22 protein-coding genes and 1 pseudogene are annotated in these 17240 nt (G+C 52.3%); 9 read left to right on the top strand and 14 right to left on the bottom strand.

Features of this window, described 5'->3' with window-relative positions; translation table 11 throughout:
• Window positions 1–8: 8 nt before the first annotated feature.
• The gene (locus OCT58_RS04445; RefSeq protein ID WP_267201692.1) at window positions 9–311 is read right to left on the bottom strand and encodes a hypothetical protein; all 303 of its coding nucleotides are present in this window, start codon (window positions 309–311) and stop codon (window positions 9–11) included.
• Between the two features lie 208 nt (window positions 312–519).
• Here OCT58_RS04445 and OCT58_RS04450 point away from each other — a divergent pair, with 208 nt between their 5' ends.
• The 4 genes from OCT58_RS04450 (at window position 520) to OCT58_RS04465 (ending at window position 2842) form a co-directional block, all read left to right on the top strand.
• On the top strand, window positions 520–696 hold the full coding sequence (locus OCT58_RS04450) for a hypothetical protein (RefSeq protein ID WP_267201661.1): 177 nt from the start codon (window positions 520–522) through the stop codon (window positions 694–696).
• A 144-nt stretch (window positions 697–840) separates the two neighbouring features.
• Window positions 841–1803 (top strand): L-lactate dehydrogenase, encoded by a 963-nt coding sequence (locus OCT58_RS04455; RefSeq protein WP_267201662.1) that lies wholly within the window; start codon window positions 841–843, stop codon window positions 1801–1803.
• Between the two features lie 223 nt (window positions 1804–2026).
• Window positions 2027–2413, top strand: coding sequence for an ASCH domain-containing protein (locus tag OCT58_RS04460; RefSeq protein WP_267201664.1), 387 nt, complete (start codon window positions 2027–2029; stop codon window positions 2411–2413).
• A gap of 45 nt (window positions 2414–2458) precedes the next feature.
• Window positions 2459–2842, top strand: a complete 384-nt coding sequence (locus tag OCT58_RS04465; protein ID WP_267201665.1) for a LapA family protein — start codon at window positions 2459–2461, stop codon at window positions 2840–2842.
• Between the two features lie 43 nt (window positions 2843–2885).
• On the opposite strand, the gene OCT58_RS04470 is transcribed toward OCT58_RS04465, so the two are convergent.
• Window positions 2886–4064: an MFS transporter gene (locus OCT58_RS04470; protein WP_267201666.1), complete on the bottom strand. Its 1179-nt coding sequence runs from the start codon at window positions 4062–4064 to the stop codon at window positions 2886–2888.
• A 402-nt stretch (window positions 4065–4466) separates the two neighbouring features.
• Here OCT58_RS04470 and OCT58_RS04475 point away from each other — a divergent pair, with 402 nt between their 5' ends.
• Genes OCT58_RS04475 through OCT58_RS04495 form a run of 5 tightly spaced genes read left to right on the top strand, consistent with a single transcriptional unit; the run spans window position 4467 to window position 8993 of the window.
• Complete coding sequence (locus OCT58_RS04475; RefSeq protein WP_267201667.1) at window positions 4467–5672, top strand: MFS transporter; 1206 nt, start codon at window positions 4467–4469, stop codon at window positions 5670–5672.
• Window positions 5673–5697: 25 nt separating this feature from the next.
• Window positions 5698–5973 carry a chorismate mutase gene (locus tag OCT58_RS04480; RefSeq protein WP_267201669.1) on the top strand — a complete coding sequence of 92 codons (276 nt, stop codon included), beginning with the start codon at window positions 5698–5700 and terminating at the stop codon, window positions 5971–5973.
• 1 nt (window position 5974) lies between these two features.
• Entirely contained in the window at window positions 5975–7141 is a 1167-nt protein-coding gene (gene aroC / locus OCT58_RS04485; RefSeq protein WP_267201671.1) for a chorismate synthase, read from the top strand.
• Between the two features lie 22 nt (window positions 7142–7163).
• Entirely contained in the window at window positions 7164–8456 is a 1293-nt protein-coding gene (gene aroA, locus OCT58_RS04490; protein WP_267201672.1) for a 3-phosphoshikimate 1-carboxyvinyltransferase, read from the top strand.
• Window positions 8457–8489: 33 nt separating this feature from the next.
• Window positions 8490–8993 carry a shikimate kinase gene (locus OCT58_RS04495; protein WP_267201674.1) on the top strand — a complete coding sequence of 168 codons (504 nt, stop codon included), beginning with the start codon at window positions 8490–8492 and terminating at the stop codon, window positions 8991–8993.
• Between the two features lie 57 nt (window positions 8994–9050).
• Here the strand turns inward: OCT58_RS04495 and aroD are convergent, their stop codons facing one another.
• The 12 genes and pseudogenes from aroD to OCT58_RS04555 form a co-directional block, all read right to left on the bottom strand.
• Window positions 9051–9818 carry a type I 3-dehydroquinate dehydratase gene (aroD, locus tag OCT58_RS04500; protein ID WP_267201675.1) on the bottom strand — a complete coding sequence of 256 codons (768 nt, stop codon included), beginning with the start codon at window positions 9816–9818 and terminating at the stop codon, window positions 9051–9053.
• Window positions 9811–10695, bottom strand: coding sequence for a shikimate dehydrogenase (locus OCT58_RS04505; RefSeq protein ID WP_267201676.1), 885 nt, complete (start codon window positions 10693–10695; stop codon window positions 9811–9813). The genes aroD and OCT58_RS04505 overlap by 8 nt, the downstream gene beginning before the upstream one ends.
• A 113-nt stretch (window positions 10696–10808) precedes the next feature.
• Window positions 10809–11219, bottom strand: a complete 411-nt coding sequence (locus OCT58_RS04510) for a hypothetical protein (RefSeq protein ID WP_267201677.1) — start codon at window positions 11217–11219, stop codon at window positions 10809–10811.
• A 12-nt stretch (window positions 11220–11231) separates the two neighbouring features.
• Window positions 11232–12305 carry a 3-dehydroquinate synthase gene (gene aroB, locus OCT58_RS04515; protein ID WP_267201679.1) on the bottom strand — a complete coding sequence of 358 codons (1074 nt, stop codon included), beginning with the start codon at window positions 12303–12305 and terminating at the stop codon, window positions 11232–11234.
• 12 nt (window positions 12306–12317) lie between these two features.
• Complete coding sequence (aroF, locus tag OCT58_RS04520) at window positions 12318–13313, bottom strand: 3-deoxy-7-phosphoheptulonate synthase (RefSeq protein WP_267201681.1); 996 nt, start codon at window positions 13311–13313, stop codon at window positions 12318–12320.
• Between the two features lie 732 nt (window positions 13314–14045).
• Window positions 14046–14384, bottom strand: coding sequence for a type II toxin-antitoxin system PemK/MazF family toxin (locus OCT58_RS04525; RefSeq protein ID WP_267201683.1), 339 nt, complete (start codon window positions 14382–14384; stop codon window positions 14046–14048).
• Window positions 14385–14448: 64 nt separating this feature from the next.
• Window positions 14449–14721, bottom strand: coding sequence for an AbrB/MazE/SpoVT family DNA-binding domain-containing protein (locus OCT58_RS04530; RefSeq protein WP_267201684.1), 273 nt, complete (start codon window positions 14719–14721; stop codon window positions 14449–14451).
• Window positions 14722–14881: 160 nt separating this feature from the next.
• Entirely contained in the window at window positions 14882–15511 is a 630-nt protein-coding gene (locus OCT58_RS04535) for a LysM peptidoglycan-binding domain-containing protein (protein WP_267201686.1), read from the bottom strand.
• Entirely contained in the window at window positions 15501–15971 is a 471-nt protein-coding gene (locus OCT58_RS04540) for a GH25 family lysozyme (protein ID WP_267201687.1), read from the bottom strand. Before OCT58_RS04540 ends, OCT58_RS04535 begins: the two co-directional genes overlap by 11 nt.
• Window positions 15972–16035: 64 nt before the next feature.
• Window positions 16036–16368 (bottom strand): hypothetical protein, encoded by a 333-nt coding sequence (locus tag OCT58_RS04545; protein WP_267201688.1) that lies wholly within the window; start codon window positions 16366–16368, stop codon window positions 16036–16038.
• Window positions 16352–16761 (bottom strand): annotated as a pseudogene (locus tag OCT58_RS04550) (phage holin family protein). Before OCT58_RS04550 ends, OCT58_RS04545 begins: the two are co-directional and overlap by 17 nt.
• Window positions 16762–16845: 84 nt before the next feature.
• Complete coding sequence (locus tag OCT58_RS04555) at window positions 16846–17130, bottom strand: hypothetical protein (protein ID WP_267201690.1); 285 nt, start codon at window positions 17128–17130, stop codon at window positions 16846–16848.
• Between the last annotated feature and the right edge of the window lie 110 nt (window positions 17131–17240).

Consider the following 17240-nt stretch of genomic DNA (forward strand, 5'->3'; position numbering starts at 1 on the left):
CCGATCACTTATTCCGCATCATTATCATCATCGGTACGTGATCGTTCTTGCTCCCGACGCTTCTCTTTTTCCATGTGATGCTTTAAGTAGTCGATCAAATCGGCTTCCGTCAGAAAAATCCGCGGATGATGCTGATGATGAAGTCGGACATCAATTTCGTTGATCCGCAGACGACCAGTCCACGTATGGGAATACCGAATGATTACCCGATTGTTTAGTCTGTGTTTACCAAACCGAAAGACATAGACGTGCTGTGGCGTCATCATTGGACGAATGTACTCTTTTTTATACATTAAATCATTTTCACGCATAAAGTGTTTAGTTCGATTCAGAATGGTAACCACCTCCTCCGGCGTATATTCGTAGCTAATTGTCGTATAATCAGCCATTCAGATATCTATATTCTATCACATGGTTAAGAAAGTGCCAAAGTTTTCTCCTTACTATACCACGCTCTGTTGGGTGGTGCTATACTTCTGTCCACAAGCTTCAGATTTTTGTTTTGAGGTGAACACTTAAATGAGTATTTTATTCTTAATTTTAGGGTTGTGGATCCTCTGGAAGCTGGGGATCTTTACCCTGAAGGTTCTAGGAATCATCTTTGTCCTCTTATTAATTGGGACACTGGTGCATGTTTTATTATGGCCGGTCGTAATTTTGGCCCTGCTGGTCGCCGGCTACGGGGCCTTCAACTAAATTATCATCATAATTAACGCTGATTCGCGACAAAAATGGAACTTATTTCACAAAGTTATAGCATTTTTCACAAGGAATGCTATAATCGAGTACGAGAGGAAATTCTCAAAATGCATATATCGGATGAAAGGGAGACTGTCTATTATGTCTAAGAATCATCAAAAAGTTGTTCTCGTTGGTGACGGTGCCGTTGGTTCCAGTTACGCTTACGCTATGGTACAACAAGGTCTGGCTGAAGAATTAGCCATTGTTGATATCAACAAGAAGCGTGCTGAAGGTGACAAGCTGGACCTTGAAGATGCAACTGTCTTCACTGCTCCTAAGAAGGTTTACGCTGCCGACTACGACACCTGCGCAGATGCTGATCTGGTAGTTATCACTGCCGGTGCCGCACAAAAGCCTGGTGAAACTCGTCTGGAACTGGTTGACAAGAACCTCAAGATCATGAAGTCCGTTGTTGAACCAATCGTTAAGTCTGGCTTCCAAGGAATCTTCCTGGTTGCTGCCAACCCAGTTGACATCCTGACTTACGCTGTTCAAAAGCTTTCTGGCTTCCCAAAGAACAAGGTTATCAGCTCCGGTACTTCACTGGACTCCTCACGTCTGCGGATTGCTCTGGCCAACCTGTTCGATGTTGACCCACGCGACGTGATGGCAAACATCATGGCAGAACACGGTGATTCCGAATTTGCTGCTTACTCCAGCGCTACGATCGGTGGCAAGCCATTACTGGAAATTGCCAAGGAACACAACGTTTCCATGGATCAACTGCTGAAGATCGAAGACGACGTTCGTAACAAGGCTTACGAAATCATTAACCGGAAGGGTGCTACCTACTACGGTGTTGCTACCTGCTTGATGCGGATTTCTCGTGCCATCCTGCGGGACGAAAATGCTGTTCTGCCTGTTGGTGCTCCAATGGACGGTCAATACGGCGTTAAGGAACCAATCTACCTTGGTACTCCTGCCGTTATCAACGCTAACGGGATTGCTAAGATCATCGAAGTTCCACTTGACGAACGTGAACAAAAGGCAATGGATGCTTCTGCTTCTGCACTGGCCGAAGTTGCTAAGAATGGTTGGGCAAAGCTGGAAGGCAACAAGTAATTCATTATTTGCGTTTGCTTAACCCAAAAAAGGCTGGGACTTAATAACCCAGCCTTTTTGCTGTTATACAGCTATAAATGCTACAGCGCGGTAGCTGGCTGGATCCTGAACGTTGATAAATCAACGCCCAGGACGCCTAGCCAGCCTCGCGGGGGTGGAAAGACGAACTCGCAAGCGAGTTCTGTTCCACTCCCTTTTTTATTGGTGAGGAGGAATGATTTAAATGAAGGCTCTATCGATTCGCGCCGATTATGCAATGGAGATTTTCCAGGGCACCAAAACCATCGAGTACCGAACCTGGTCAACCAATTACCGCGGCGCATTATTAATCTGTGGAACCGCCAAAAAAGTCCACGGCGGCATCCCCGGCCACGCGATCTGCGTCGTTCGTTTAGTCGACGTCATTCAGTACGGCAATCGTGATTATGGCTGGCAGCTCGCCCCCTTTGGTCCCGGCGGCTCCTACTGGATTCAGCCCTTCCCTGTTAAAGGACAACTGGGCCTTTTTAACGTCGCCGACGAATTAATCCAGCGAACTCCGGTTACCGGCCCTGCAGCTCCGGGCGCCCACCAATGGTTCCAGCAGGCAATTGCGCCGTTGATCTATTAGAAATGCTATACTAAAGCTAGTTTATTAAAGTTAGGAAGTTTTCTTGTGAAAAAGCAATCAACCCTGATCGTTTCGATCATTCTTTTAATCGTCTTCGTCATCTTCGCTCTCCTCAACACGGCCACCGTCAAGGTTAACCTGCTCTTTGGTACGGTCAAGACACCGCTGGTTCTCCTGATCTTGATCTGCATGCTAATCGGGGCTTTGATTATCTACCTCCTCTCCCTGACCAACCGCCTCAAGGTCACCAAGGAGCTCAAGGCTCTGCGCGAATCGAAGGTCTCACCAAAGGAGGTCGCCAAGCTTCGTCAGCAAATCGACCGCCTGCAAAAGGAAAATGCTCAATTGAAGAAGACGCCAACAAGTGTTCAGCCGGCATCCGCTCACCCGGCTGAGTCAAGCCAGCCAGCCAAGTCGAGTCAACCATAATAAAAATGAGTGTGATCAAGCAATTTTGATCACACTCATTTTTTTAATGCCGCGAAACTGCGGAATTTAGCTTCTTCCGATTCGCCCAGTAGATTATGAGAATCAGTGGCACCGTGATCAGCCAGACCAGGTAGAAGGACCTGATCGGCAGATAGGTATCAACCAAACCGGCGATGATTGGGCCAAACGACATCCCCACGTCCAGACCGAGAAAAAAGGTCGCCGAGGCCAGTCCCCGCTCGCTCGATGGCGCCAGCATCATCGCGGTCGACTGGCAGACCGAATACAGCAATCCATAGGCAACGGCCATCCCAATCGCGGCCAGGGCCATCTGCCAGTTATTTTGCATGAAAATCAACATTACCAGGTAAAAGACGGTGGCGATCACGCTGACGTAGAGCCAGACGCCAAAGCGGACCGTGTCAAACTGGTTGCGCAAAAAGATCCGGCTGAGGACCAAGACCGCCGCGTAGATCAGGAAGTAAAAGCCGACCGCAACCGGGATATGCGCCTGCTCAGTGTAGGTCACGATGTCCGCCTGGGTGGTAAAATAGGGCATCGCAATCAGGGCCACGATCAAGGCAATCGGAATGCAATCCTTTTGAATCAGTTTCAGGTGCCCAGCCTTGGCCGCCGCCACCTGCTTGGGACTCGGCTGGGCCCGGTCGGAGACGAACTGGACCGTTACCACCACCATCAGGGCCGAAAGCGCCGAAATGATGATCGCCGGTCGGTAGCCGATGACGTGGTAGAGGTTAATTGAAACGGCCGGGGCGCAGGCCATCGCCAGAGCGTTCATGATCCCGTAAAAGCTCATCGCCTCACCCACGTGCGCCAGCGGGACCAGATAGGACAGCCAGGTCGTCATACAGACCGTACAGAGGACGTAGCCGGTCCCATTAATCAGCCGGAAGACGACCAGCAAGCCGCTGTTAGGCGTCAAAACGTAGCCGGCGACCCCGATAAACGAAAGCAGGCCGCCCCAGAGCGCCAGTCGGTACTTGGAAAAGCGGTCCGTCAAGTTCCCGACGATCGGCCGCAAGAACATGGCAACGATGCTCATCATGCCGACGATGACGCCGGCAAAGGCGCTGGAGGCTCCCAACTCCTTGGCGTAACCGTTGATCAGCGGATTGCAGTACATATTTGAAAAGATAAAGAAGAACGATGCCATCATCACTAAGACAACATCCTTCGTAAAAACGGATTCCTTTTTTGCCATAATTCTCCCCCTCATTGTATTAATAACCATTATAGCGCCCCGCCATCGATCAACAAGCGGAAAATTAAATTAAAATTAGCGGTTGACAAAATAAAATGAGAATTTTTTAATAATATCAACATCAAACGAAAGGAAGAGTAACGATGAATCAGAAGTCATTAATGCTGACGAAGTTTTATAGCTATGCTGACATGAATTAATGTCCGCGCTTGGAGGTGCGGACGGGGACGTTCGTACCTCAGCATAGTCACATTAATGACGCTCTGCTGGGGACAGCAATCTAGCAGAGTTCATTCATCTTCTAAACGGCTCGTACCTGTTAAAGCCTGAAGGACCAGCTAGATTGAGCAGCGTCTCAATTAGCTGGTCCTTTTCGTTTTTTAATCAAAGGAGTCGATCCAAATGCAAGCAACAGTAAGTACACAGCCACAAGTTAATCGAAAACGCCTGACCGCTAGCCTCTACCTCAATTACCTGGTTCACGGTTTCGGCCTGATCATCCTCGCCCAGAACATGGTTGCGCTGGGTGGGGCATGGGCCGTTCCGGTCAAGACCGTTTCCTTCGTTATCTCCGGTGTTGGCATCGGCCGGCTGATCTCCTACCTGATCACCGGGACCCTCGCCGACCTCCTGAGCCGTAAGCTCCTGGTCAATATCGGGATGTTCTCCTACCTCATCTTTGCCCTGGGCATGGTCATGACCCACAGTGTCCCGGTCGCATACTGCCTGGCAATTCTTGCCGGAATTGCCAACTCGGCTCTGGATGCCGGAACCTACACCACCTTGGTCGAAATGAACGACGGCAATGGCTACGACACCATCCTGATCAAGGGTTTCATGTCGATCGGTGAATTCATCCTGCCCCTGATCGTTGCCAGCCTCAACGCCAACAACCTCTGGTTCGGCTGGTCCTTCATCATCATGGCCGCCCTCCTGATCGTCAACATTGTCAACATGGCCACCCTGCGTTTTCCAACCATTAAGAAAGCCGAACATGTGAAGCTGCACCAGCCCCAATTGCGGCAGGGCAAGGTCAAGAGGGTCCTTTCAACCATCATTCTCTTGGCATACGGTTACACCTCAATGGCCCTGATGATCTGGTTCACCCAGTGGATCACCCTCTTCACCCAGCGTGCCTTTCACTTCGGCAACCTGGCCGCCCACACCGTCCTTTCTTGTTACAGCATTGGCTCGATGGCCGGCGTAATCGCCCTCTTCTTCCTGCTCAAGCACAATGCCAACGAATTGGCCCTGCTGGTGGGCTTAAACCTGACCGCCGTCTGCGCCTTGGCCGTTATCCTGCTGGCCGGCCAAAACGTCCTCGTTGCCAACGTGGCCGCCTTCATCTTTGGCCTCTCCGCTGCTTCGGGAGTCATGCAGACCGGCCTGACCGTCTTCATGAACATGTTCCCCCAGCACCGGGGCATGATCACCGGGATCTTCTACTTCTTCGGCTCGATCGCCTCATTCACCGTGCCGCTGATCACTGGGGTCCTCTCCACCAGCAGCATCACCCTCACCTTTGGCGGCGACATTTTCGTCGGCATCGTCGGGACGCTCTTGATGATCGCCCTGGCCTGCTTACAAAAGGGCCAAAAACGCGCATAATAGAGGTAAAGGAGATAATATGCCCATGAACGAACTAGACCAAGCACGTCAGTCAATTAACCAGCTCAACGCCGCGCTTGTCAAGCTATTAGAAGAACGTTTCACCGCGGTAACCCAGGTCAACCATTATAAGGAAAAACACCACCTGCCCATCCTGGACGCCCAGCGGGAAAACGCCGTCCTAAAACAGGTCGAAGCGGCAGTGGCCGATCCCCAAAAGGCACCCTTTATCGCCGCCGTTTTCCAAGAAATCATGCACCAATCACGCGCTTACGAAGAAGCATTACGAAAGGATGAATAAAATGAACTTTATTACCGCCGGAGAATCACATGGCCCACAGCTGACGGGAATCATCGAAGGAATCCCCGCCGGCTTGCATCTCGACGTCGACCAAATCAACGCGGCCCTCACCGCCCGCCAAGGCGGCTACGGCCGGGGCAACCGTCAGAAGATCGAGCACGACCAGGTCCAAATCGTCGGGGGTGTCCGCCACGGCGTCACCCTGGGCTCACCGATCGCCCTGGTCATTCAGAACCGCGACCACGCCAACTGGTCCCAGATCATGGACCCAATCAGCCCGGCCACCGCGACCAACACCGTTCGCAAAGTCGAGCACCCGCGGCCAGGCCATGCCGACCTGGTTGGGGGGATGAAGTACAACCATCGCGACCTGCGGAACGTCCTGGAGCGCTCGTCCGCCCGGGAGACCGCCATGCGGGTCGCCATCGGCAACGTCTGTGAACAGTTGCTTGCCGCCTTAGATATCCGCCTGGTTGGCTTTGTCCAGCAGGTTGGCTCGATCCACGTCGACGCCGAACCGCTGTTGGACGTTGCCCAGATTCAGCAAAAGATTCAGCAAAACGACCTGCGGATCCTCAACCAGGATCAGGTTGAGTCGATTCACCAACTAATCGACTCAACGAAGCGCGCCGGGGATTCCCTGGGAGGACTGATCCGGGTAGTGGCTCAAAACGTGCCGGCCGGGCTGGGATCCTACATCAGCTGGGACACCAAGCTCGATGCCAAGCTCGCCGGGGCGGTCATGGGCGTCAACGCAATCAAGGGCGTCAGCTTCGGGGACGGCTTCGATGTTGCCAAGACCCCCGGCAGCCAGGTCATGGACGAGATTGACTACCAAGTCGGCCAGGGATTTTCCCGTCTGTCCGACCACCTCGGCGGCTTTGAGGGCGGAATGACCAACGGAATGCCGATCATCATTAACGCGGCGATGAAACCCATCCCGACCCTTTACAAGCCACTGCAGACCGTCGACATCAACACCAAGGAAAAGCTGAAGGCCAACGTGGAACGATCCGACGTCACCGCCATCGTGCCGGCCTCGCTCGTGGTCGAAAACGTGGTCGCAATCGAACTGGCCAAGGCGATCACTGACACCTTCGAGGCCGCCAGTCTGACGCGGCTGCAGGCGGGGATCGCAGAATACCGCCACCAACTCGCAAATTTCTAGTTATTTAGGGAGGCACCTTTTAATGAAGAATTTACCAAGCGCACATTCGACCGGGCTGCACGGCAGTCTGGCTGTTCCCGGGGATAAAAGCATCTCCCACCGGGCCATCATGATCGGTGCCATCAGTCAGGGCACCACCACCATCCACCATTTTTTAAAGGGCAATGACTGCCTCTCCACCCTCCAGGCCTTCCGGGACCTCGGCGTCAAGATCGACATGGTGAATGATGAAATCGTGGTTCACGGCACCGGCTTTGGCGGGCTCCAGGCACCAACGCACCCGTTGGACATGGGCAACTCGGGAACTACGACCCGCCTGATGATGGGCATCCTCGCGGGCAGCAATTTTTCGACCTCCCTCACCGGTGACCAATCGCTGGAGTCCCGCCCAATGAAGCGGGTCAGCGAACCCTTGAAGAGCTTCGGGGGCGAAGTCCAGCTCAGTCCTAAGGGAACCCTGCCGGCAACGGTTATCGGCCACCCGCTCCACGGGACCCACTACCAAATGAAGGTCGCCTCCGCCCAGGTGAAGAGCGCCCTTATCTTTGCCGCCCTCCAGGCTGCAGAGCCGTCAACCATCGTCGAAAAGCTGCCGACCCGGGACCATACCGAGATCATGCTGCGTCAGTTTGGCGCGGACATTCAGACCAGTGGGAAGACCATCACGGTGACTCCCGGGGCACCGCTTGTGGGCCAGGAAATCACGGTACCCGGCGACATGTCCTCCGCCGCCTTCTTCCTGGTTGCCGCGGCAATCGTTCCCCACTCCAAGGTCACGCTGACCGGGGTGAACCTGAACCCCACCCGGACAGGCATTCTGACGGTGCTCAAGAAGATGGGCGCCCAGCTGGAGATCACCCCGCTTGACGGCCCCGGCGAACCCCAGGGTGACATTACCATTGCAACCAGCACGCTCAAGCCAATCGAACTCGGGGCCGAAGACGTTCCCGCCGTGATTGATGAACTGCCGCTGGTAGCCTTGCTTGCCGCCTGTGCAAACGGGCGCTCCCGGATTACCGGGGCCCAGGAGCTGCGGGTCAAGGAGACCGACCGGATCAAGACGGTGGTGGCGGAGCTCCGCAAGCTCGGCGTCGCAGTGACCGAACTGCCGGACGGCATGGTGATCGACGGCCGGCCGGACTGGGACATCCAGGATTCGCACCTGGATAGCTACGGCGACCACCGGCTGGGGATGATGGATGCGATTGCCGCTTTGAAGAGTCCGCAGTCCCTGCAGCTGCAAAATGCGGCGGCCGTGGCCGTTTCCTACCCGACCTTTTTCGACGATCTTACTAAACTGCTGGGTCAAAACTAAGCTCTACAACAGGAAGCGAGGTGCATTTTTTCTATGCGAATTATTTTAATTGGCTTCATGGGAAGCGGGAAGACCACCGTCAGCACCCTGCTGGCCGACCAACTCCACCTCCCCGTCACCGACCTGGACCAGGCGATTGAACAGTCCAGCGGGAAATCAATTCCGCAGATTTTTCAAGAGAGTGGCGAGGAGGGCTTCCGGACGGTCGAGCACCAGACCCTGACCACGGTCCTCCGGGGGCGCGACGGGATCCTCGCTACGGGCGGCGGCACCCCACTGCGGGCCGACAATCGCCGGGCGCTGGCGGCGGACCCCGCCCCCGTCATCCTGCTGCACGCCAGCCCGGAAGAAACGGCACGGCGAATCCAGCACAATGGCGAACGCCCCTTGGCCGATGCGCTTGACACGGCTGGACTGGCGGCACTGCTGGCCAAGCGCCAGGCCCGCTACGACGAGTGTGCCGACTTTACCATCGACACGGACGGCCGGACGCCCCAGGAGATTGTTGATCAGATCATTGGTCTTATTAAAGACTAGCTAACGATAAAAGCAGGTTTCGGGAAAGATCTCGAAACCTGCTTTTTTCGTGCTCAATTATATCCTGAGATCGTTTAGAATCCGCTCCAGCTCGTCCACGGCGATCTGGCCAGGTGCCGATGCCTGTGCCTGTCCCACGCTGGCAAAGGTCAGGCAAGAGCCAAACAGCTCGCCGCTGACCCGGGTGATCTTTCCCAGATCGCCCATCGCCATGGTGATTAAAGGCAGTCGACCGTGAAGGTGGTAGTCCTGGGTCAGCTCCAGTACCTCCAGGACGTCGGCGGGGCGGTGCGGCATCACCGCGAGTTTGGCGATGTCCGCCCCCGCCGCTTCCATCTGGGTAAGCCGTTGCCTGAGGAGCGCCAGGCGCGGCGTCTTGGTAAAGTCATGGCTGCTCATGATGACCTTGATCTGATGATCGTGGGCCAGGGCGGTCAGCGCGGTGATGCACTCATTGGAATGGGCCAGCAGCTCCAGGTCGACCAGGTCCGTGCTCCCCGTCGCCAGCAATGGGCGGTACAGCTCCTGGTAGCGCTCGTCGCTGACCTGAACCTGACCGCCCTCCTCCTTGGTCCGCAGCGTCACGAGCAAAAGGCGCGGCGAAATCACTGCTTGGATTCGTCGCGCCGTCTTGGCGATTGCTTGCGGATCCACTGTTCCCTTCAGGAAGTCGATCCGCCATTCAATTACGTCCACCGCTGGCAGGGCGGCCTGCTGTGCCTGGGCGATCGCCGCCGCCATTGTGGCAGCGGTCACCGGAACGGCAATCTTCGGGCGACCAGCCCCGAATACCGTTTCCTTAATCGTTAGTGTTTTTTTAGTCATGACAATCCTCCTCAAAGAGCAGGTGGCGAACCTCTTCGACCGGCATCTGCTTGCCGGTCCAGAGTTCAAAGGCCGCCGCCCCCTGTTCAATAATCATCCCAATACCATTCAGACAGTGGCGAACCCCCGCTTGGCGGGCCACCTTCAGCAGCTTGGTTTCCCGCGGGGCGTAAACAGCATCGAAGACGATCATGTCCGAGTGAAACCAGGCCGGGTCATTAACGACCGCCTCGTTTTTGTGCGGCTTCATCCCCAGGCTGGTCGTGTCGGCATAGATGTCCGCCTCCTTCAACGCAGCTTGCAATTCGTCCTGGTCCTCTAGGGCATGCAGGCTGGCCCGGCAGTTCGTCTGCGCATTAATCAGTGCCACGATTTTCTGCGCCTGGACCCACTTGGCACCGTGCTGGCGGTTGAAGAGCACAATCTCGCCGACACCGTCAAGGGCGGCTTGGACCGCCACGGCCGTCCCCGCGCCCCCGGCACCGGCAAGTACCATCTTGCGGCCCGTAATGTCGAGCCCCTCATCCTGAAGTGCTCGCATGAAGCCGATTCCGTCGGTAATGTGGCCCGTCAAGACGCCGTGATCGTTGACGACCGTGTTGACCGTCCCCGTTAGCCGGGCCGCCGGTGAGAGCCGGTCCAGGAGGGGGACAATGGCCTGCTTATTAGGCATTGAGACGTTGACGCCCCGCATGTTGAGCGTGCGGATCGACTGAACGGCGCTGGCCAATTCCTCGTTGCCAACCTCAAAGGCGAGGTAGACGTAGTTAAGGCCTAGCCGCCGAAAGGAATAGTTGTGCATGCGGGGCGAAAGGGTGTGGCCTATCGGGGTCGCAAAGATTCCCAGCAGGTCGGTGTGGCCGTCGATCTGCATCATCCTAATCTCTCCCTTCCAGGTCGTTTTCGAGGTCTGCAGCAACTAACTTCAGTTCCTGTTCGCTGGCTTGGCGCATCAGTTCTTGTTCCTTATTCATAGTATCCCCTCCCTTCCTAGGCGGCTTGTTCAATGATGACTTGGGCGGTAGCAATGTTAGCACCGAACAGGTCGGTCAAAACGTCGTGAATGCGACGATTGATGATCGCTTGTTCCTGCTGACTTAATTGGTGAAGTGGCTGGTAAACGAAGTTAATCTCGGCCACCAGGCTGGCACGAATCCCGGCCAGGCAAGCACTGATCTGGGCATCAATGCGTTCGGCAAATTCGAATGGGGTGAGACGTTGGCCACCCTCATCGAGGTGGAAGAAGACCGGTCGCTGGTTGGCCAGGGCCAGCTTAATCTGCTGGTTGGCCGCTACGGAGTTCGTGCTCCCCTCGACCCAGGCCAAGTCGGAAATGTGTTCTTCTTGGCCGGCATTATTCTTAACGACGATTCCGTTGGTGTTGAGTTCTTCAATGATCATAGTTATCGCTCCTTATTCTCGTGGTAGTTGCAGTGTGGCAGCAATTTTTTCTTCAGGAACGGTCAGGATAGCCGGTTCACCGATCGTGTGAACGTAAACCAGGTTTAAGTGGCCGTTATGATTTTTCTTGTCGTGTTTAATCTTATCGAGCACCGCTGGCGACTTCAGTAAGGGTGAGTCCACCGGCAGGCCGACAGTGGCGAAACGATCGCGAACCTGTTCGGTCACCCCCGGTGCGGTTTTACCGGTGGCTTCAAAGGCTTGGCAGATGGCAACGGTGCCGATGCTGACGGCTTCACCGTGGCGTAACTCGCCGGCCGCTAAGGCTTCGACGGCGTGCCCGATCGTGTGGCCAAAGTTCAGTAGTTGGCGTTGGCCCCCCTCCTTTTCGTCCGCCATGACAATGTCAGCCTTGAATTGGATGGCCCCCTCGCTCAACTCGGTTGCGTGCCGGAAAATGTCGGCTGGGGTTTGAATTTCGGTAATTAATTTCCAGAAGTCCCCACCGGTCATGGCCGCGACCTTGACGATTTCACCATAACCTTCGACCAGGTCCCGTTTTTCCAAGGTGGTTAACGTTGTCGGGTCGATGATCACCAGGTCGGGTTCGTAAAAGGCCCCGACGATATTCTTGGTGGTTCCGAGGTCAACGGCGGTCTTGCCACCGACCGAGCTGTCAACCTGGGCTAGCAGCGAGGTCGGAATTTGAATCAGTGCGATCCCCCGCATGTAAGTGGCGGCCAGGAAGCCGGCCAGATCGCCGGTCACCCCACCGCCTAGGGCAATCACCCCGTCGTCCCGGTTGAAGTTGTCGGCCACCAATTGCTCGGTCAGCTTTTGCAGCTGCGGAAGGGACTTGGAGGCCTCCCCCGCCGGGAACTGGTAGCAATGAACCGTGAAGCCACTCTTCTTCAGCTCGGCGGCCAGTTGTGCTTGGTAAAGCGGGGCAACGTTGCTGTCGCTGACGATGGCAATCTTGCGCGGCGACCAGACACCGGCGACCAGGCTACCCGCCTGTTTCAGCAAGTCTTTTTCGATCAGAACATCGTATTGCTTGGTGCTCAGTTTAACCGTAATCTTCTTCATTCGCTCATCCCCTTAATCTGCCGCGGTGAGGGCCGTCCGTACTGCGTTGACCTTCTTGACCATTTCCTGGAATTGGTCCGGTTTCAGTGCCTGGGGACCATCGGAGAGGGCGTGGGCCGGATCGTCGTGGATTTCGACAATCAGGCCATCCGCCCCGGCGGCGACCCCAGCCAGGGCCAGCGGTGTCACGAATTCGGTGTGGCCGGCCGCGTGGCTCGGGTCGACAATTACCGGGTAGTGGGTCAGTTTCTGCAGGACCGGCACGACGCCGACGTCAAAGGTGTTCCGGGTGTACTTGTTGTCGAAGGTCCGAATTCCCCGCTCGGCAATCATGATTTGGTGATTGCCCCCCGCGGCGATGTACTCGCTGGCGTTTAGGATGTCATCAACGGTGGCGGACATCCCCCGCTTCAGCATCACCGGCTTGTTGGTCTTGCCGACCGCCTTGAGAAGGGAGAAATTCTGCATGTTCCGCGCCCCAATTTGGAAGATGTCGGTAAATTCCTCAACCAATGGAACGTGTTCGTCGTCCATGACCTCGGTGATGACGTCGAGGCCAAAGTGATCGGCCGCCTGGCGCAGAGCAACCAGCCCCTCTTTACCCAGTCCCTGGAATGAGTATGGTGAGGTCCGCGGCTTGAAGGCGCCGCCCCGGAGAACGGTGGCGCCGGATTCCTTAACAACCGCCGCCATCTTCATCACGTGGTCGGCCGATTCAACCGAGCACGGCCCGGCCATCAAAGCGAAGTGGCCGCCGCCGATGATTGAATGGGCGGTTTTGATCACCGTGTCCTCAGGGTGGAAGAGCCGGGAAGCCTGGACCGCCTTGGGAACGTCGGTGATCAGTTCTGCAGCGGCTTCCCGTTGTTCCGTCGTCAGGTCGGCGGGTGCAATCCCCTGAACGGCCACCCGATTGCCGTGGACAAAGACCTGATGGTGATCGCCAAAGCGTTCCTGCAACTGCTTAATAGTTTCGGTGGTCTGTTCTTCGTGGAGTACAATAATCATCTCAATCATCCCTTCTCAAATTCTTGGTAAAAAAATATCCTCACGGTGTGAAAACACTGTGAGGATAATGAGCATTACGTAAATGCTAGTGGAGTTTTCCCGACCACACAGTGTTTGGAATTTACTGTGTAATCGGTAATCATGTTATTATCGACCACACAGGCTGTCAAAGGCTAGAGCCCGCAACCCGTGTGGTGTGAACCCTAGTGCACTCGATAATAAAACGCATACCAGTTAATCATTGTCATGATTCAAAACTCCTTTTTTCTTTTCTTCCTTGACGTTGGCTAAAGTATATCTTCTTTTGCTTTCCCACGTAAGGGAAAATTAAGGGAAATACGACAAATAATTGGGCTATTTTGTAAATTTATGAAATCAAAAATCCCGTCATGTCAACGTTTACTTCTCGTCGACCTCTTCATCGGTCTTCAAAACGGCCATAAAGGCTTCAAATCAGATGAGACAATTTTAGCAGTTTCTAAAAAGACTAATAAAAGCTTATAAGCCCTGTCAAACATGGGTTTATAAGCTCTCACTTCTTAATATAGCTTTCTACGATACCTTATAGATTTTAAGCAATGTTTTGTTTATGTGGGCATTTCGTGGGCAAGGCCATCTGAAATTGCTAAACTGTTGTTCGCTTTACGGAAAATAAAAAAGACGATATACTTTAGCTGTTAAGACTAGTATATCATCTTTCTGCTCCATCACTTCTTTAAGTTGATGGATTTTTTAGTATGTAGCGAAATTAATCTTTTTAACCTTTTCAATAAATTCAGTAGGTGCTTGGTCAACAACTTTAAACTTCCGATCGCTTAGATCTAGCGTTCGTTCTTGATCAAGTTCAACCACCCCATGAATGTTATCTAATGCAGGTAGCTTCAAATGTAATGGAAATGGCTTTTCATTTGATGTGATTGGGCACACCTTCACCATCCCACCGCACAACTGATTAAAGTCACTATTGGACATGATAAACGCAGGGCGATATCCTTTTTGTTCATGCCCATTAGTTGGGTTGAAGTCAACCATTACAATCTGACCTTGCTGCAGATCCTTGTAAGAATTCATAAACGAATTCCCCCTCTAAGAAATATTTTATTGCCATCGCCGAGTATCGAACAAGCTCCGGCAATTAAAATATTTCTTTACCTTGTGGTTGGCCCCAATCAACTTCCTTATTCTTTGGCCCATTTTTGAAATATGCTTCGGCATCAAAGCCGTCAAACATTTTTCTTAATGGGCTTTCTTTTTTTTCTGGGGTTAATATGATTTTGTTATCTTCTACTTTGTAGTCTAGCTTGTCATCATTCTCTAACTTAAATGAATCTAGTATCTTTTTAGGTATTCTTACCGACAAACTGTTACCCCACCTTGATAGGGTAAGTGTTCCTTTCTGTGCGCTCATGAGAATTCCTCCTTAGATGTAATAGCCATGCATCATTACATCTTTTATTATACGCCTTTATTCCATCTTGTCGATACTTTGTATAATGTCGATACGTAAAAAGCCCCAGCAACAATTGCTGGATCTTGTGTTAACAGGAGAGGAGACGTTTCGCCCCCTTCTAAATTTGAATTGTTTGTCCTACATAAATTACGTTTGGATTGCTGATCCCGTTCTTCTGGGCCAATGCCTGCCAGGTTGTATGGAACGCACTAGCGATGCCGGATAAGGTATCACCATTTTTGACCGTGTAGGCATTAGACTGACCGCCACCGGCAATAACGATCTTCTGGCCTACGTAGATCACATTCGGGTTAGCGATATGGTTCAGGTTGCCTAGACTCGAAACGGTCGTCCCGAACTTAGCCGCAATACCGCTGAGCGTATTGCCGTTCTGAACATAGTACGTGTTCTGCGCGTTTGGCTGACCTACTACCTTGAGCACCTGACCAACCCGAATCAAGTTTGGATTGCCGATCCCGTTAAGGGCGGCTAAGTTCTGGTAGGTTGTGCGGTACTTTGCCGCAATCCCAGACAGCGTATCGCCATACTGAACAGTATAAGTACCAGTAGCTGGGTGCCCAACATGCTGAGCAGGCTTTGGCGCTGGTACCGCGACAGTTGGCACACTCCCACTAGCCGATCCAGTGGTAAAGACTCCATCAAAGTCCAAGCTGGTGTCAATCCCCATGATCCCGTGATCAGAATACTGCCAAGCAGCGGCGTTGTCGATACCCAGACTAGTGATCAAGCCAGATCTTCCGGCTGCCAAAGCCGTGACTGTTCAGAACTCCACCAGTAAAGAAAGACTTCATTGAGTAGATCCCAGTCTGCTTGTAGCCGAGTGCCTCCACTTCTTGTAAGAAGGCCAATGAAGCAGCTTGATAGTCAGCGGCAGAGTGAACTTCGGCATCGTCAATCATTAGGGTGTCATCGTACATGCCAAACCGCTTGGCCACCTTGACGAAGAACCGGGCTTCGTTCTGAGCGTCAGCAGTCGAAGTATAGCGGGCAAAGTGGTAGCAGGCTACCCGTAAGCCAACTGCAAGGGAATTACGAATTTGGTTAGCGGCCTTCGGATTGATGTAAGCAGAACCGTCCTCAGACCCTTCCGTTAGCTTAACGACTACCCCCATAGGCCCCTCCTGGAAAAAGGCAACAGTGTCTTCCTGGTAGCCTGAAACGTCAATAAATGGATTACGTACTGGCATTATTATGCGACCTCCTTTGGATCAATTGCAACGGCGGTGCCTGCAGCAGGCTTAGCGTTTGATGTTAAGTCCGACTTCTCGTAGGCAGCTTGAATTTTGCTGACTGAATTGCTTTGATGTTGACATTGGTAAATTCTTGTTCATCCAGTGCAGATTGTACAATTTGAGTTGCTTGAGCAAACTTCTCAGTACCGGACATATTCTTGCCAACTAGCGAATTAACGGCGATTTCAGAGAGCTGGTCAATCAGATTCCACAGTGCTCGAGAACGTTCAGTTTGAGCATGGAGAACCTTGCTGTAAATCAATGTCTGTGCCTCTTTCAGGCCAAAATAAAAGACCGTTGAGATAACGGCCGTCATGATATAGCTTGGAATTGCGTTAATGATTGTGCTCATGTTGTTTCTCTAAATAATCTTTGCTGAGTTTATAAATATGATCCTTTACCCATGATGGTAGCGGTAATCCCATTTGGCCCCAGTTTTCGATAATAGAAACCAGGTAAAATAGGAAAAGAAAAAGACAAGCGAATCTCCTGCTTGTCCTAATCCACATAATTCCAACATTGGATAAACGGTTAAGGTCAAAATAATCACTGCAGCATGCTTCAAAAGTCCACCCGTTCCTTTACTAGAAATTGTCCGGTGCGTAATGATACTTTTGAAAAATCCAGTTACAATATCAATCACAATCGCCAATACAAACCATTCAATCAGTACGTTGTCGATCATGCTGGCAAAGTATTGAATGTATAGAATGTGCTGTGGCGGTTGTGTGAGAAGTAAGTGCATTTACAATGATTCACCTCCTTGAGGGTAAAATAAAAACGCCCTGCGGATGACACTTTTTATGTCTGTTAGACAAAAATATAATTTTTAAATTGATTCACTTTCTTCAAATTGATTTATATAGTAGTTCCTTCTAACTTTAGGCTTACCAATCATTGTCATTGTTTTGCGACCATTGTCTCCTAAATAATGGTAAAACATTCTTTCACCTTTTGAAGTAGTAAATTCTATGTCTAAAGCTTTTACAATAGGCGTGAATTTGTCTAATTCTTTTCCGTCCTTATTTGTAATTTTTCGACCTTCACATCCATAAATAAAAGGAATACATTGAACTATATCTCCTGCATTAATTCTACTAATGGCAGATTGCAAGAAATAACTTGAACGAATTTAATGACGTAAATTAAGCAGGAAGATCTCGATTGGTGTGCGCCAGTTAAGACATTTAAGTGGCCGGGAATTCAGATACCAATTGATTTGAA

It is taken from the genome of Limosilactobacillus kribbianus, from assembly GCF_026413145.1.
In the GTDB taxonomy this organism is placed as follows: domain Bacteria; phylum Bacillota; class Bacilli; order Lactobacillales; family Lactobacillaceae; genus Limosilactobacillus; species Limosilactobacillus kribbianus.

Bases quoted from the DNA above. Each gene is read 5' to 3' on its own strand.
- OCT58_RS04470 (WP_267201666.1), bottom strand. From the start codon at position 4,064: ATGGCAAAAAAGGAATCCGTTTTTACGAAGGATGTTGTCTTAGTGATG.
- OCT58_RS04475 (WP_267201667.1), top strand. From the start codon at position 4,467: ATGCAAGCAACAGTAAGTACACAGCCACAAGTTAATCGAAAACGCCTG.
- OCT58_RS04450 (WP_267201661.1), top strand. From the start codon at position 520: ATGAGTATTTTATTCTTAATTTTAGGGTTGTGGATCCTCTGGAAGCTG.
- OCT58_RS04540 (WP_267201687.1), bottom strand. From the start codon at position 15,971: ATGCCAGTACGTAATCCATTTATTGACGTTTCAGGCTACCAGGAAGAC.
- aroD (WP_267201675.1), bottom strand. From the start codon at position 9,818: ATGACTAAAAAAACACTAACGATTAAGGAAACGGTATTCGGGGCTGGT.
- OCT58_RS04530 (WP_267201684.1), bottom strand. From the start codon at position 14,721: ATGAGCGCACAGAAAGGAACACTTACCCTATCAAGGTGGGGTAACAGT.
- OCT58_RS04525 (WP_267201683.1), bottom strand. From the start codon at position 14,384: ATGAATTCTTACAAGGATCTGCAGCAAGGTCAGATTGTAATGGTTGAC.
- aroF (WP_267201681.1), bottom strand. From the start codon at position 13,313: ATGATTATTGTACTCCACGAAGAACAGACCACCGAAACTATTAAGCAG.
- OCT58_RS04545 (WP_267201688.1), bottom strand. From the start codon at position 16,368: ATGAGCACAATCATTAACGCAATTCCAAGCTATATCATGACGGCCGTT.
- OCT58_RS04445 (WP_267201692.1), bottom strand. From the start codon at position 311: ATGCGTGAAAATGATTTAATGTATAAAAAAGAGTACATTCGTCCAATG.
- aroC (WP_267201671.1), top strand. From the start codon at position 5,975: ATGAACTTTATTACCGCCGGAGAATCACATGGCCCACAGCTGACGGGA.
- aroB (WP_267201679.1), bottom strand. From the start codon at position 12,305: ATGAAGAAGATTACGGTTAAACTGAGCACCAAGCAATACGATGTTCTG.
- OCT58_RS04505 (WP_267201676.1), bottom strand. From the start codon at position 10,695: ATGATGCAGATCGACGGCCACACCGACCTGCTGGGAATCTTTGCGACC.
- OCT58_RS04460 (WP_267201664.1), top strand. From the start codon at position 2,027: ATGAAGGCTCTATCGATTCGCGCCGATTATGCAATGGAGATTTTCCAG.
- OCT58_RS04495 (WP_267201674.1), top strand. From the start codon at position 8,490: ATGCGAATTATTTTAATTGGCTTCATGGGAAGCGGGAAGACCACCGTC.
- OCT58_RS04455 (WP_267201662.1), top strand. From the start codon at position 841: ATGTCTAAGAATCATCAAAAAGTTGTTCTCGTTGGTGACGGTGCCGTT.
- OCT58_RS04480 (WP_267201669.1), top strand. From the start codon at position 5,698: ATGAACGAACTAGACCAAGCACGTCAGTCAATTAACCAGCTCAACGCC.
- OCT58_RS04510 (WP_267201677.1), bottom strand. From the start codon at position 11,219: ATGATCATTGAAGAACTCAACACCAACGGAATCGTCGTTAAGAATAAT.
- aroA (WP_267201672.1), top strand. From the start codon at position 7,164: ATGAAGAATTTACCAAGCGCACATTCGACCGGGCTGCACGGCAGTCTG.